The 13,597-nt window shown below is 41.8% G+C and carries 15 protein-coding genes and 3 pseudogenes; 7 read left to right on the plus strand and 11 right to left on the minus strand.

The genetic code is table 11. The features are described from left to right. Nucleotides 1-8: 8 nt before the first annotated feature. The 10 genes and pseudogenes from GKD17_RS01370 to istA all read right to left on the minus strand — a co-directional run bounded on the left by GKD17_RS01370 (nt 9) and on the right by istA (nt 8,675). Nucleotides 9-1,010, minus strand: a complete 1,002-nt coding sequence (locus GKD17_RS01370; protein WP_007834822.1) for a phospholipase D-like domain-containing protein — start codon at nt 1,008-1,010, stop codon at nt 9-11. Nucleotides 1,011-1,025: 15 nt separating this feature from the next. Beyond that, nucleotides 1,026-2,144: a PDDEXK nuclease domain-containing protein gene (locus GKD17_RS01375; protein ID WP_007834824.1), complete on the minus strand. Its 1,119-nt coding sequence runs from the start codon at nt 2,142-2,144 to the stop codon at nt 1,026-1,028. A 25-nt stretch (nt 2,145-2,169) separates the two neighbouring features. Then, on the minus strand, nt 2,170-3,393 hold the full coding sequence (locus GKD17_RS01380; protein WP_005944350.1) for a site-specific integrase: 1,224 nt from the start codon (nt 3,391-3,393) through the stop codon (nt 2,170-2,172). Nucleotides 3,394-3,511: 118 nt separating this feature from the next. After that, nucleotides 3,512-3,748, minus strand: a pseudogene (locus GKD17_RS23685) (hypothetical protein); the annotation flags it as partial. A 19-nt stretch (nt 3,749-3,767) separates the two neighbouring features. Then, entirely contained in the window at nt 3,768-4,721 is a 954-nt protein-coding gene (locus tag GKD17_RS01385; protein WP_229103367.1) for an ISAon1 family transposase, read from the minus strand. A gap of 25 nt (nt 4,722-4,746) precedes the next feature. Further along, a complete protein-coding gene (locus tag GKD17_RS01390) occupies nt 4,747-5,088 on the minus strand; it encodes an ISAon1 family transposase N-terminal region protein (protein ID WP_007843962.1) in 342 nt (113 codons plus the stop codon). Between the two features lie 56 nt (nt 5,089-5,144). Further along, nucleotides 5,145-6,194, minus strand: a complete 1,050-nt coding sequence (locus GKD17_RS01395; RefSeq protein WP_257229926.1) for a recombinase family protein — start codon at nt 6,192-6,194, stop codon at nt 5,145-5,147. 67 nt (nt 6,195-6,261) lie between these two features. Further along, entirely contained in the window at nt 6,262-6,387 is a 126-nt protein-coding gene (locus GKD17_RS23115) for a recombinase family protein (RefSeq protein WP_007834828.1), read from the minus strand. A gap of 122 nt (nt 6,388-6,509) precedes the next feature. Then, nucleotides 6,510-7,129: pseudogene (locus GKD17_RS01400) on the minus strand (ATP-binding protein). After that, complete coding sequence (istA, locus tag GKD17_RS01405; RefSeq protein WP_007834840.1) at nt 7,116-8,675, minus strand: IS21 family transposase; 1,560 nt, start codon at nt 8,673-8,675, stop codon at nt 7,116-7,118. The pseudogene GKD17_RS01400 and the gene istA overlap by 14 nt, the downstream one beginning before the upstream one ends. Nucleotides 8,676-8,963: 288 nt before the next feature. Here istA and GKD17_RS01410 point away from each other — a divergent pair, with 288 nt between their 5' ends. The 7 genes and pseudogenes from GKD17_RS01410 (at nt 8,964) to GKD17_RS01440 (ending at nt 12,718) form a co-directional block, all read left to right on the plus strand. Beyond that, a complete protein-coding gene (locus GKD17_RS01410) occupies nt 8,964-9,269 on the plus strand; it encodes a GNAT family N-acetyltransferase (RefSeq protein WP_008655608.1) in 306 nt (101 codons plus the stop codon). Nucleotides 9,270-9,556: 287 nt separating this feature from the next. After that, nucleotides 9,557-9,883 carry an ArsR/SmtB family transcription factor gene (locus GKD17_RS01415; protein ID WP_007834850.1) on the plus strand — a complete coding sequence of 109 codons (327 nt, stop codon included), beginning with the start codon at nt 9,557-9,559 and terminating at the stop codon, nt 9,881-9,883. Nucleotides 9,884-9,960: 77 nt separating this feature from the next. After that, nucleotides 9,961-10,410 (plus strand): nitrophenyl compound nitroreductase subunit ArsF family protein, encoded by a 450-nt coding sequence (locus tag GKD17_RS01420; RefSeq protein WP_007834851.1) that lies wholly within the window; start codon nt 9,961-9,963, stop codon nt 10,408-10,410. Between the two features lie 6 nt (nt 10,411-10,416). Further along, nucleotides 10,417-11,121, plus strand: a pseudogene (locus tag GKD17_RS01425) (aromatic aminobenezylarsenical efflux permease ArsG family transporter). Nucleotides 11,122-11,132: 11 nt separating this feature from the next. Continuing rightward, nucleotides 11,133-11,369, plus strand: a complete 237-nt coding sequence (locus GKD17_RS01430) for a thioredoxin family protein (RefSeq protein WP_007834855.1) — start codon at nt 11,133-11,135, stop codon at nt 11,367-11,369. A gap of 9 nt (nt 11,370-11,378) precedes the next feature. After that, nucleotides 11,379-11,921 (plus strand): permease, encoded by a 543-nt coding sequence (locus GKD17_RS01435; protein WP_007834856.1) that lies wholly within the window; start codon nt 11,379-11,381, stop codon nt 11,919-11,921. Further along, entirely contained in the window at nt 11,870-12,718 is an 849-nt protein-coding gene (locus GKD17_RS01440) for a permease (RefSeq protein ID WP_007834859.1), read from the plus strand. The genes GKD17_RS01435 and GKD17_RS01440 overlap by 52 nt, the downstream gene beginning before the upstream one ends. Before the next feature lie 395 nt (nt 12,719-13,113). On the opposite strand, the gene GKD17_RS01445 is transcribed toward GKD17_RS01440, so the two are convergent. Beyond that, nucleotides 13,114-13,314, minus strand: coding sequence for a hypothetical protein (locus tag GKD17_RS01445; protein WP_022185059.1), 201 nt, complete (start codon nt 13,312-13,314; stop codon nt 13,114-13,116). Nucleotides 13,315-13,597 lie beyond the last annotated feature (283 nt).

Here is a 13,597-nt window from a genome sequence, read left to right on the forward strand (position 1 = left end):
TTATAACTTTAATAATTGATTATGTCAGGGAAGTTATATACTGCTTCTTTTGCTATTCCTGTATTGATACAAACGAATTCGACATGCATATACCCATTGGTATCTATCGTAACTTTGGTCTTGAGTTTTACTTGACCAGCTTTCAGTTTTGGTAAGTTCTCTAATCGAATCTTTAATAATGGTTTATTGTTGTCTGCATTATCATTATTGCCAAATAAAATATCGCAAACAATACATTCTTGATTGTCTACTACAGTACAAGTATCAACTGTATTTGTAAACGGTAAAGTTTGACCTTGTTTTATAATGTTTAATGTCCTATTATCAATATTATTAATGCGACACCTCATTCCTACGTTCAATTTTAATGTTGGGTTATGGCGTTTGTCTTGTGATACGACTGTTGCTAATTTAGTTATAGCAATATTATTTTTTAAATCATAAACGGTCTTTAAAGTTTCTGGTGAAATAAGATTGCTATTTTCCATGCTTTTATACTCTTCGATAATGTCGTCATATTCTTGAAGAAAATTATCTTCCACTATATCTGATAAACGTATGCGAGAATATTCAGTTACTTCTGTTAGCCCATTCCAAAGATTAGTAAAGTAATTTGTGTAATCATTACATACATTTAATTCATCCGTGGTTATTATATTTTCTGCATTTCTTTGTTCTGCTGCATATGTCCAATTATACGATCCTGTTATTAAAAGATGACCATCGAACAAACAGAACTTGTTGTGCATTAGAACTTTTTTGCTATCAACAAAACATAATTTACCCCCCTTTTGAAGATATAATGAAAAATCAAGACCATATTCATTGCGATTGATAATATCATTAATGAGGATAAGCGAAACATTTACACCTCTATCTATAGCTCCAATTATAGCGTTAAATAAATCTCGTTGAGTAAACCATGCAACGGCTATTGATATATCTCTTTTAGAGTTGTGTATTTCATTAAGAATTATGTTTCTTATATTTGAAAAATAAGCTTGTATCATATGTGGATATTCTTTTTAATAGTTCTGACAAGAAATAAATTCCTGTATTTCTTCTTCGGTTGGAAGCTCTATCATGTATTTCTGTACAAAGATATTCGGGTCTAATCCAGCAGTGGCATACTTCACTAATGTATCACCCTTTTCAGTACAAAGCAGAATACCGATAGGCGGATTATCATCCGGTTGCATTACTTCCGCTTTGAAATAGTTCAGATACATATTTAGTTGCGAAGCATACTCATGGCGGAACTTGTCTATCTTTAATTCCACAATAACATGACATTTCAAAATACGGTGATAGAACACAAGGTCGGCAAAAAAATAATCTTCATCAATCAAGATGCGTTTTTGCCGGGCTTCAAAGCAAAAGCCATGTCCCATTTCTAATAGAAAGTGTTGCAGGTTGTCAAGAATAGATTGTTCCAAATCGTTTTCCGTTACTAGTGCACGGTCGTTTAGTCCTAAGAACTCCAAAGTAACAGGGGTGTTGATAATATCTTTGGGTTGCAATAGGGTTGCTTGTTGCTGGACTAAGGCGGAGAGGGCTTCTTTGTTATTGGATAGTCCGCAACGTTCGTAATATAAAGATGCGATTTGTCGCTCCAATTCTCTTGCAGACCAACAGCCCCTCATTGTTTCCATTTCATAAAAAGCACGTTTAACTGGGTTTTCAATTTTGGATATAAATTTTAAGTGAGAATATGGTAGCCTGTTAAACAACTTTTCGGCAGGTATATTCCAGTTATTAATCTGATTGTCTGCTGTATGTAATTCGGCACACACCGTGTGCCGAATTGGTTCTGTGAATTCGGCGGACAGTGTGTGCCGAATTTCATTTCCTGACATTATGTAGTGCAATATCTGTTCTTTTAGCTGTGGATAAACAAGATATAACCGCCTAAATTCACGGAATCTACGTTCATTCAGACCTTTTGTTTTCAGTTGTTGTTCCAGCTTCTTCAACAGTTGTTCACCGTAGGCGGCACGGTCTTCTCCGTTCTGCTCAAATTCTACGATATAGCACCCCATAAGCCAGTTACGGGAAGTAAGGGCAAGGTTTACAGCGTGTGCGGCTTGTGCCTGCAACGTGTTCTGTATCGTGCTGATATGTTTTACTAATGCTTCAAAGTTCATAGTTACAAAGATAAGTCTTTTATGGTTAAAACTTTAGTTCCGGCAAGCTGTTTATTGCTTCCTCTTTCAATTTATCCACCGCACGGGTGTACTTCTCCGTATGCTTCAATCCGCTATGCCCTAAAAGGCTGGCTACGGTTTTGATATTAGCCCCATTGTTCAGGATGTTCACGGCAAACGAATGCCGGGCACAATGCCAGCTTATATGTTTGTCTATCCCGGCTCTCTTTACCCAACGCTTTACTGATTTACAGCAACTTTCGTAAGTAGGTAAATCGAATATCAAACAGTTTTTATCTGCCGGAGCTTCACCAATGATAGACAATAGACCATCATTCAGGGGAATAACCACACCACTACTGGCAGAATGTCCCTTTGTCTTGCTTTGTTCAAACTTTAATAACCGATTAGCGTAATCTACATTTTTATAGGTAAGGTCTTTTACATCACAGAAACGCAAACCACTGTATAAACAGAAGATAAAAGCTCGTCTGACATTCGGGTTCTCGTTGTCATAATGGCAAGCCGCCAACTTTTGTATTTCTTCGGGAGAAAGAACATCTTTTCGAAGCATTTGGCTATCCACTTTACAGGTAACACTTTTACATGGGTCTTTCAACATTACATCGTGGTCAATCGCATATCGAATAACTTTCTTGAAACGCTGGTAAATGCTTTTAGCACCTTCACCCACACTTCGGGATTGCAAATAGGCTACAAACTGCTCCATCATTTCTTTGGTGATAAGTTCCGGTTTGATACTAAACTCATTCATGGGGTATTGCTCTTTTAAGAAGTCCTTAAAACGGCTAAGCGCAATTTGTACCATGCGAATATCTTTCTTGGTATAACTGTTGATATAGGCTTGGAAATAGTCTAAGAAATTGACCGTTCTATCTTTTTTCAACCGATAGCCCAACATACTTTCTTTAAATTCTTGCTCACGCTCCGCACGTATCTTTGTGGCAAGCTCCAATGTTTCTTTGTTCTGCTGGCGTTCCGCAGGGGTACGGGGCTTATCTATCAGATACAGACTAAGGTTTTCTTTTCGCCTGTTGTGCTTTACTGCAAACTTGGGCTTACCTTGCATCTTTCCACTATCATAGTACACTTGATTGCCGTTTTCATCTAATACGGGCTTTTCCTCTCTACCTAAATAATACTCTAAGTAAAGGCTGATTCTACCATCCGAGAGCTTATTTTGCTCTAACTTGGGGTTTTCTTTCGTTTTATTTTCTAACTTTGCCATTGTTTAGAGGTTTTATCCCGATTTAGGTACCATAACCGGGCGATTACGCTAAACAGTTGATTTTCTTTTGTTTTCCGATATTGCAAAGGTACAAAAGAAAATGATATTTCAAAGTGTACTAAAAGTGTACTGAATAACAGAAAACGGGCAAAATAGGGCAAAAATGGAGAAAATAGGAAATATGCAAATAACTGATAATAAGGAAAATAAATTCTTTTGTTTTCCTATTATTTCTATGGCTTGTACCGGGTCTGGGTACTGAAGCGGAGAAAGTTGAAAAACTCTCTCCGCTTTTCTTTTCTACTCCCCGTAACTCGTTGGTTTGCTGATAGATTAAATCAAGGGTCAACGTAAAAACCTGAGGGATTCATAGATTAAGCATAAATTTTAGTCAGTCTGAATAGAAAGAAAGTCCTGTCCTTTACTCCTCTGAACTGTGTTCTGAAGTCCTTGATTTTGGCATTGAACGATTCGGAAGCTGCGTTGGTGGAACGCCTGTCGAAAAAGTTGACGATTTCCAGATAATGTGTCTGTATGGAACGTATTACCCTTCCGAACGCAAGAAAGCCGGACTTTTCAACTTCGTCATACCATCTGGCAAGTCTTGTCAGAGCGGTGTCCTTGTGCTTGCACTGGTGATATATCAACCCGAGCCTCATGGAAAGATAGTATGCCTTCTTCAGGTCGGGATATTCCCTGAAGAGGATACCGGCACGTATGCGTTGGGATTCAGTCCATAATGACTCTTTTTTATACAGCAGATAGATACTGCGGGCGAGCAATTGCTTGCGCGAATCCCCGTTCTCAAAGGTCGGGGCATGGTATATCTTCCCGCACGCCTTTGCGTATGCGATCTGTATTGATTCCTTGTCCAAAGCCTCCCAGCGTGCCTTCACGCGCATTTCCTGTAAAGCTTCAAAAGCCAGCTTCTGCACATGGAAACGGTCAGTAACACGGCGTGCCGCAGGAAAGCAGACACGGGCGATCTGTTCCATATTAGGAGCCATATCCATAGTGATTTCCCTTACCTGAAACCGTCTGCGCCGGGAGAGACGGAGCAATACGGAGGTGACACTCCTTACATCTGTACCTTTTACAATGGCGATGATGCTGCCTGAACGGCCTGTCTTTTCCTTGTTTATGAGGATAGTATAGAGCTCACCACGCGAAAGGCAGACTTCATCTATACCCACATAGGCCCCTATATTCTTCTCAAAGAGAAGCCAGTCCCCGGCATGAGGAAGAGACTCCCATTTCAGATAACCGCTCAAGTGGTTGCGGTATTGACGTTCAAGAAGCTCACCGTCCACACCGAACAGGGTTCCCAGCAGCTTACAACTGACAGGAAGCGTATCAATATAATTCTTTTAAAAAAGACGCAAACTCATGCGTCATACGGCTGCCTTCCGCTACCAGTTTCCAGTTACGGCTTACGTAACGCCCCTCGTCTTTCAAAATCCACCGGCGCCGGCGGATATTCAGGAAAAGATTCTTGCCACGGATGGGGAAGTCCCGGACTACTACAGGGTCGTAGAAGCCTTTGCTTTCCACTTTGACAGTCGAATATTCACCGGGAAGCTCATTTTTCTCTTCCAGGTAAATCACGATTTCACTACTGCTTTCCTTTACATCGGAAATGTTGAAATAATCCAAGGTACCTTCGGGAAGAAGGAGACGGTAACCGTTAGTTTCCATAATCGCTGATGATTCGTTTGTTTCACACAAAGATAGGATTTTATCGGATATACCCCTCAGGATTTTACGTTGACCCCTTCTTTGGTGTATCTCTCCAACATTCTGTTATATTCTTCTTTGGTTAAATCTCCGTCCAGGTATTTATCCTCAATGCTGTTGATGCGTTTTTGGACGGTAGAAAGTTCATTTTGCAGTGCTGCTACTTCTTTTTTACTTTCTCCTTTGCGTTCACTTTGCAAATCCTTTAGAATTTCGTTATACAAGTCCAATACCGTTTTATTGGGCTTTAATTGGGCTGTGTATCGAGCGAACTCTTCATTTACGTTTTCTGATCTCACCCTTATATGTTTTTGATTGTTACAACAAAAGTAGTAGGTGTATTTGCCGCCATTGCCCGAACTTGTCGCACCAGTTAAGGCACAACCACATACGGGGCAGATTAAAAACTTCCGCAAATACAAATCGAGATTTATGGCTTTGGATAGTTTGGGTGTTTTCTTTCTTTTACCGTCCAAAATCTCTTGAACTTTATAGAATGTTTCTTCGTCTATAATTGCTTCATGTTCACCGTTTACATAATATTCGGGTTCTCCTTTGTATGCTGGCATACGTATTTTGCCAATGTAGAATTTATTACGCAACATTTCAAGAAATGAACTTTCAGGTATATTATATCCTTTTCTTGCAAATTTCCTACGGATATAGCAAGGTGTTTCAATATCTTTAGCCACTTCTTTAAACATGGCTTGTATAAATGGTGCTGTATTGGTATCTATTTCTACATGGGTTTCATGTTTGCTAATACGTACATTCTTATATCCTTCTTGGTGTTTTATTAGCACATTTTCCTTTTGCCAATGTTCCATGAATACCGTCCATTGTGTCTTTTGACCTTTTGATGTTGTCGCATTGTGCCTGTACTCCAATAATAGGGGCCAGGTGTCTGAATTGAAGTCTAAAGGTGCTTCAATTGCATTTGGTTCAACTCCCGATTTAAGTAATTCTTTTAGGTTCTCACTGGCACTGATAATGTCTCGTGAATATCTATCCCACTGCAAGAATAGTAATTTGTTTACTCTACTTTTGTTTTTACGTATATAATTCATTATTCCTTGTATGACAGGACGCTTTTCAAATGTTTTAGCACTCTCATCCTCTCTGTATGGGATATTGTCAATGATATTTATATCCCATTTGGTTACAATACTTCCGTAGACGTTCTTCTTGTACGTCTAAGCTGGCTCCTAATGTTTGTTCATTTGAACTTACTCTATAATATATTATTACATTTGCATTCATAATTCTTGTTTTTTAGTTAATGCTATTTTTTCATTCTCTATCTGCAATTTTGCTAATTGTACCTTGCAGATTTACATACCTCATTTTTATGTAATTTGACATATTCTACTTTTAGCAAGATATTACTTTACAGTTGTTAACTCTTTTAAAGTGTCCGTATCTTCATTCCGATTGCTAAAAATTGTTTTCCTATTTTCCATCCGATAACTGTTTCCCGACAGCTGTATAATCTCACAACAGTAGAGCAGTCTGTCAAGCAATGCCGCTGCGACAGCTTCCTCTCCCGGTGTTACCAGTCATTCTGTAAGGGAGTAGTTGGCTGTAACGATAAGCGATGTCTTTTCCTGAAACTCATTCACCAGTTTGAACAGCAACATGACATTTTCTCTTTTCAAGGGAAAGAGTGTGGCATTGTCAATGGCCAGCAGCTGTGCCTTCGTGATCCGTTTGTAAGTTTTCATCGCATGCCGGGAAACATCCCTTGTCTTCAGGCAGGTCAGAAGATCTTCCAGCGTAACCATATACGCCCTGTATCCGTTTTTCACCGCCTCATGGACAAGCCTGGCGGCGATATAGGTCTTTCCTGTTCCGGATCTCCTCCCTGAGACAGGCGAGCAGAAACTCCGGATAGGTCAGCTGCTTTTCCTGGGCCTGATGCAGCAGTTCCTCCAGATGTTCGGCCAGATTGCCCAGCTTGAGCATACGTGCACATTCCATGAGTTCCTTGCTTATGTCTTGTCATATTCCCTAAGTATTTCGTTATAAGACTGTATCAAGCTGCCTTGTCGGGGCAGGCAATCCTCCAGTCCGTATGTTTCCGTTCCATTGTCCTTCCCCCTGCACACATATTCACACAGGCTTTTAACCGAGTCCCCGTTATAGATGCCTTTGTCAAGGCATATGCGTATGGTCTCTATCAGCGTGTTCTTGTCATATCCGGAAATTATGCGCAGGATCACCTCCGGATTATCCCTGTAGTAACGTTTTTTCCTCCTTTTCAGATTATCCATCCACATGGCTACCTCCCTGTTGTCGGACACATGAAAAAGGATGCGTTCGGCTATTTTCACTCCGGCGTTTCTCGGTTTCCTGTGGGAGTCGTCATAAACGGTCCTTCCCTTCCGGGTACAGAGCACATGCCGGCAGATGAGCTTCCCCGTATCCTTGTTGTACAGCTCCACATTCCCTTCCGTCTCCTGCAGCCAGACAGTTGTCTGCCCGCTCCGGTAAGTTCCGCATGGCAGGCTGTAATAATTCCCCCTGTACTGCACTGTATTGTCCTTGCGGACATGGTATTCCCTCATCTCCTCCTGCGGTGGCTGTGGCGTCCCATGATAGGGTATGAGAAAACTTTTCTCCACGGCAAACTCTTCCCGTGGGACAAGACGGGCGGTCCCGTGCACCTTCCCGTTCCCCGTCCTTTCGAGCCATTCGAGGGCCTCCCTGTTCAGACTGTCGATATCACGGAACACACGTGCCACCAGAAAGTTCTCCTTCACATATTTCACTACGTTCTCGACCTTGCCTTTTGACTCGGGGTCGGCCTTATGGCAGAACACCGGCTGGAAATGCTGCTCCCTGACAAACGTCTGGAACTTCCTTGTCAGCACCAGGTCTCCCAGGTTCTCCCGGGAAATCAGCACCCTGTCCTGGTCATAAAGGATCTTTTCCGGTTTCCCTCCGAAATACTCAAAGGCGCGCTCGTGTGCATAGATGGCGAGCTCCGTGTCGAAAGGGCGACGGCTGAAACAGGTGAACTTGTAGCGTGAACGTGCCAGGACGATCGCAAAAAAATAGACTTTCGTGCTTCTGCCGTTTTCCGCGGACATCCATTTCTCCCCGAGATCTGCCTGCGCATACTTCCCATAGGGGGTATCCGGCAGTTTCTCATAGTCCCTGCGTATCCTGGCCTCCGACTTCTTTCCGATGCCATATTTGCAGCGCACCTTTTCTACAAAATTGAATACGGTCTTGTCGCACACTTTCGGGAAATCCGGATAGCATTCTCTAAGCCAGTCATGCATCCGTGCGGCCGATATGTACGGATATTCCTCCAGAGTCCCCCGCACATACTCCTCGTATCCTGCCAGTTTCAGCGTGTATTTGCGATGCGAATTCCGCCTCCTTACAAAATCTTCCTGGGACATCTGCAGATATTTCCGCACGGTGCTTCTGTCCACTCCCAGGTGCTTCCCGATCTGTGTCTTGTTTAATCCTTTCGACTGAAGCTCTCTAACCTTGTACCACATATACTGTTTCTCTTTAAAAAATCGGCTCGTTGTTATCATAATGATGTCTGTCTTTTTGAGCCGGCAAAGATAGACATCCCCGGAAAAGTGCGGTATTCGCATTTTCCATTTTCCTGCTGATAAAGTTATAAATTACATACAGAAAGGAAAAATATACGAGGTGCAGTACAGCATCCCGGAAGGCTATCCCGAAAAACTCCTCCCGGTGAAGGTGAAGATAACCTCCAACCACAGCGTGCCCAGCCGCCGAAAGACCACTTTGTGGCCTTATACCAATGAGTTTCGACATCGTGCGCAACGGAGAAGCCCAAAAAGTCAATCCGCCCTATGGGTTCAAGTACCTCTACACGATGGATAACTATGATTCTTCCGATGGAGGCTCTTCCTTACTATTATGATTTGGGCTATAGGTTTACACAGAAATATTGGGGCAAAGGATATGCCACAGAAGCTTCTGCCGCTTTGATGGATTATGCTTTCAATAAACTGAAGATTCCGTGTGTCTATGCCCTCATTGAAGCCGACAATTTGAAATCAAGGCGTGTTTTAGAGAAAGTAGGATTCCACGAAGATAAGCCTATGACGATTGACGGTGTACCTCATGTACAATTCAAAGCAATAAAGCCAATGTGAGGACGTAAACCATATCTGTATGGGACATCATGATAAGGAATACGTTTATTTGTTTATGTGTTATCGTGATAGGAATGTTAGTTTTACCTTTTGCGGCACTCTCCTCGCATTAGAATATAACGGTATGACATTGTATGATATTATTCTTAGTCCTCAATCCAGTGTTCTCAATCGTATTGGGAACTTTTTTCATAAAACCGCTGAAAGAAAGAATAATATTTTTCATCGGTTTTATTTAGAAAGAATAAAGTTGTTCGTATATTTGCGAACATAAAAATAAGAAGACTATGGAATCCAAGAAATATACATTGGAACAAGAGCAGATAGCCCGCTTTGCCAAAGCGATGGGGCATCCGGCAAGAATGGCTATTCTTGAATTCTTAGCCAAGCAGGATTGCTGTTTTTTCGGAGATATTCACGAAGAACTCCCCATCGCGAAAGCGACGGTTTCACAACATCTGAAAGAGTTGAAAGAAGCAGGTTTGATACAAGGAGAGATAGAAACGCCGAAAGTGAAATATTGTATCAATCGAGAGAATTGGAAAATAGCTTCGATGCTTTTTTCTAAATTCTTCGGACAATGTGTATGTAAAAAGGAGAGTTGTTGCGAATAGGGACAATTTTTTTAGGATTATTGTTCGTTGTTTTGCGAATAACAAACACAAATAACAACCAATAAAAACAAAAGCGTATGAACAGATTGATTTTAGCCTTGATTATCAGCTGCGGATTGACTGCTTGCAGTAACAATGGGACAAAGAAGAGTGCTTCTACTGATGTGGAGCAAACCCAGCCACAAGAACAGAAAGACCGTGTGGAGGTGTTGTATTTTCATAGCAAACAGCGATGCGCTACCTGCATGGCAATAGAAAAGAACGCCAAAGAAGCGGTAGAGGCAGAATTTGCTGACGAACTGAAAAACGGAACACTCGTTTTCAGAACTATCGACATTTCCGAACCGAAGAACGAAGCTATCGCCGAGAAATACGAGGTTACATGGTCTTCGCTTTTCATCAGCAAATGGAAAGCCGGCAAAGAAACGTATGAAAATCTGACCGAATATGCTTTTGCCAACGCCAGAACTGCTCCCGCCACTTTCAAGAACGGAGTAGCTGAAAAAGTCCGTACCTTATTGAAATAAAGTTCTATGGAGTGGTTACAGACATTATTGGACAGCAGCACGGCTCCTGCACTTACGGCTTTTCTTTTGGGATTGCTTACGGCGGTTTCGCCCTGCCCATTGGCTACGAGTATCGCTGCTATCGGATTTATAGGTAAGGACATTGAAACCCGCCGTCGGATATTCCTCAATGGCTTACTATAACGCTCGGTCGTGTAATTATCTATACATTGCTGGGTATCGTATTGATACTAATACTCAAAGAGGGTTCAAGTCTTTTCGGTATTCAGAAGTTTATCGGCAAATACGGAGAACTCGTACTCGGCCCTGCCTTGTTATTGATAGGTTTATTCATACTGTTCGGAGGCAAACTGAAATTACCCTCTTTCGGTTTTAAGGGAAATGGCGAGGGCTTAGCCCGTAAAGGAGGATGGGGAGCGTTTTTGCTCGGCGTGTTGTTCGCTATGGCATTTTGTCCCACCAGCGGAGTTTTCTATTTCGGCATATTGATTCCGATGTCGGCAACGACTGTTGCAGGCTATCTGCTGCCCGTCCTTTTGCCATAGCTACTGCGTTGCCGGTTTTGATTGTCGCTTGGATATTGGCATTCAGTGTACAACATATCGGCAGTTTTTACGGTAAAATGCAGACTGTACAGAAATGGCTGACCCGGATTGTCGGGACATATTTGCGATTATCGGTTTGTATTATTGTGTGATTATGTATTTATAAAAAACAAAAACATGGAAATCAAAGTATTGGGAACGGGTTGCGCCAAATGCAAGACAACCTATCAGACAATCGAGAAAGTAATTAGCGAGAACAATCTCGAAGACGTGAAACTTACGAAAGTAGAGGATATTGTGGAAATACTCAATTCCGGCATTATGGCCACACCTGCCGTTGTGGTGGATGGAGCCGTTAAAGTCAAGGGACACGTCCCGTCCGAAAAAGAGGTAAAACAAATACTCGGTATTTAAGGTACAGTTATGGATACTAAAAAAGAGTTGAAAATCCTCTTTTGGATGATTGTGGTTTATGCAGCCGTATTTTTCATGCCACTCGGCAATGAGAGGTTCATGACGGCTGTCGATGCAACCCTCGACCTTGCTAAATGGTATGCGCAGGAACACGTTATGTTATGTCTGCTTCCCACCTTTTTCATCGCAGGTGTGATTGCCGTTTTCGTCAGTCAGGGTTCGGTTCTCAAATATTTCGGAGCAAATGCCAAGAAGTGGTTATCCTATACGGCAGCTGCTGTTTCGGGTAGTATATTGGCAGTCTGTTCCTGCACGATTCTGCTGTTGTTTACGAGTATTTACAAACGGGGCGCAGGGTTAGGCCCTGCTATAGCCTTTCTCTATTCCGGCCCAGCCATCAGTATTTTATCCATCATTTTGACAGCCCGTATTTTGGGTGTAGAGATGGGTGTTGCACGAACGGTTGGAGCTATCGGATTCTCCGTAGTGATAGCCTTGCTATGGCATTTATTTTCCGTAAGGAAGAGAAAGCCAAACAAGAGGAACAGATGATTATTGTTCCACTGCTGGAAAGACGCCCGATGTGGCAAACCTCGTTTCACTTTTTTACATTGGTACTGATTCTCGTCTTTGTAAATTGGGGTGCGCCCTTTGCTTTAGACAAAGGTTTGTGGACTTTCATCTTCACCTATAAATGGTATATTACGGGAGTTCTTGCTCTGATGCTCTGTTGGTCGCTTGTCCGAATATTGAAATTGCGTCCATTATGGGTATGTGCCGGAGTCGTGATAACGATTGTTTCTGTTTTCCTTGCAGACGCCCTTATTGCTAAAGCCAAATTAGTACCGCTCGTTCCGATGGTTGTGGGTATAGCTTCACTTTCCATCATCTTGCTGTTTGATAAACGAAACGAGGAAAATAGAGAATGGGCATTATCATCATGGGGATTCGCCAAGCAGATATTACCCTTGTTGGCCGTCGGCGTAGTGACAGCCGGATTTCTTCTGGGTTCGACGCATGATAACACGTCGATTGCCGGAGTTATTTTTAACGAGTGGATTGAATGGGCAGTCGGTGGAAATTCGCTGCTATCCAACTTCTTCGCAAGTTTCACGGGAGTGTTCATGTATTTTGCCGCCCTGACCGAAGTGCCGATTATTCAAGGGTTGTTGGCTTCAGGCATGGGAAAAGGCCCTGCGCTTGCGTTACTGCTGGCCGGCCCGTCGCTGTCGCTACCGAATATGTTGGTTATTCAAGGTGTTATGGGGACAAAGAAAACCATTGTTTATGTAGCTTTGGTTATCATCATGGCAACAATATCGGGTTTTGTATTCGGAAATTTCTTTTAAGTTTCCCGTTTATATTGTTAAACAGACACGAACAAAAATTATTGCTCGTGTCTGTTTTGTGTATTCAAATAATTGCTTTATATTTGTATTCAGAAAGAGTTATTTGACAGCATAGCAATGCAAAATGTTGAAATTCGTACAGTTGCTAAATCGTTACCTCTATTTCTCAAATAATTCGCTAAAAGTTTATTCCCCAATTGGTTAAGTTAAACCGAGAAAAATCTAAAATAAAATGTTTTATTTTCATAATTGTTGGTTTTATGGTACCAGCAAAATGGGTTTACATGCAATCCTTTTTCTATCAGATAGGTATTACGTCTCGTGATGAGACAGGTTTGTCCTTTGGACTTTGTTATCCGATGGTGATGTCGCCCGACACCGTTGCCTTGTGTTTCTCAGCCCTGAATGGTTACACCGCTGACGCTGATACCGTTTTTATTGATATTCAGTTCTATGACTAATTGCTTGTCACCTTCCAAACGCTTGATATCCTGTCCTTCGGATGTGGTCTGTGGGAGTTTGGAAAGGTTGTAGTCCTTCGTTTCATTGCCTATCTTGATTTGTTCTTCTGAATTGAGAGAAAACAAGAATAGCATGTAATTTCCCATTCAAAAAGCGGACGGAGAGTGTCGGTTTATCGGTACTCTCCGTTTGCTTTTTTATGCTATCTTCATTGTCCGTATATAGGCATTTTTCAGGTTACAAATTATGCTGCCTATACACGGTCTGTGTCTATCGGCTAAAAGAAGACTCATTAAAAATAGGTATATTCCCCGCCTGAATCGCAGCGATTATGTAAAATTTATACCTAAAAAAAGGTATTGCAGATATTTTTGATGAAAATTAATTTTGCAGTCGTTTTTAATAAATAAATGAAAG

Origin of the sequence: Phocaeicola dorei (assembly GCF_013009555.1) — a bacterium.
GTDB lineage: Bacteria > Bacteroidota > Bacteroidia > Bacteroidales > Bacteroidaceae > Phocaeicola > Phocaeicola dorei.

Excerpts from the sequence above, each read along its gene's own strand:
- GKD17_RS23115 (WP_007834828.1), bottom strand. The coding sequence starts at position 6,387 with ATGAATGCAAATGTAATAATATATTATAGAGTAAGTTCAAATGAACAA.
- GKD17_RS01440 (WP_007834859.1), top strand. The coding sequence starts at position 11,870 with ATGGCATTTATTTTCCGTAAGGAAGAGAAAGCCAAACAAGAGGAACAG.
- GKD17_RS01415 (WP_007834850.1), top strand. The coding sequence starts at position 9,557 with ATGGAATCCAAGAAATATACATTGGAACAAGAGCAGATAGCCCGCTTT.
- GKD17_RS01410 (WP_008655608.1), top strand. The coding sequence starts at position 8,964 with ATGGGTTCAAGTACCTCTACACGATGGATAACTATGATTCTTCCGATG.
- GKD17_RS01435 (WP_007834856.1), top strand. The coding sequence starts at position 11,379 with ATGGATACTAAAAAAGAGTTGAAAATCCTCTTTTGGATGATTGTGGTT.
- GKD17_RS01390 (WP_007843962.1), bottom strand. The coding sequence starts at position 5,088 with ATGGAAACTAACGGTTACCGTCTCCTTCTTCCCGAAGGTACCTTGGAT.
- GKD17_RS01420 (WP_007834851.1), top strand. The coding sequence starts at position 9,961 with ATGAACAGATTGATTTTAGCCTTGATTATCAGCTGCGGATTGACTGCT.
- GKD17_RS01395 (WP_257229926.1), bottom strand. The coding sequence starts at position 6,194 with ATGAATTATATACGTAAAAACAAAAGTAGAGTAAACAAATTACTATTC.
- istA (WP_007834840.1), bottom strand. The coding sequence starts at position 8,675 with ATGATAACAACGAGCCGATTTTTTAAAGAGAAACAGTATATGTGGTAC.
- GKD17_RS01430 (WP_007834855.1), top strand. The coding sequence starts at position 11,133 with ATGGAAATCAAAGTATTGGGAACGGGTTGCGCCAAATGCAAGACAACC.
- GKD17_RS01445 (WP_022185059.1), bottom strand. The coding sequence starts at position 13,314 with ATGCTATTCTTGTTTTCTCTCAATTCAGAAGAACAAATCAAGATAGGC.
- GKD17_RS01375 (WP_007834824.1), bottom strand. The coding sequence starts at position 2,144 with ATGAACTTTGAAGCATTAGTAAAACATATCAGCACGATACAGAACACG.
- GKD17_RS01380 (WP_005944350.1), bottom strand. The coding sequence starts at position 3,393 with ATGGCAAAGTTAGAAAATAAAACGAAAGAAAACCCCAAGTTAGAGCAA.
- GKD17_RS01370 (WP_007834822.1), bottom strand. The coding sequence starts at position 1,010 with ATGATACAAGCTTATTTTTCAAATATAAGAAACATAATTCTTAATGAA.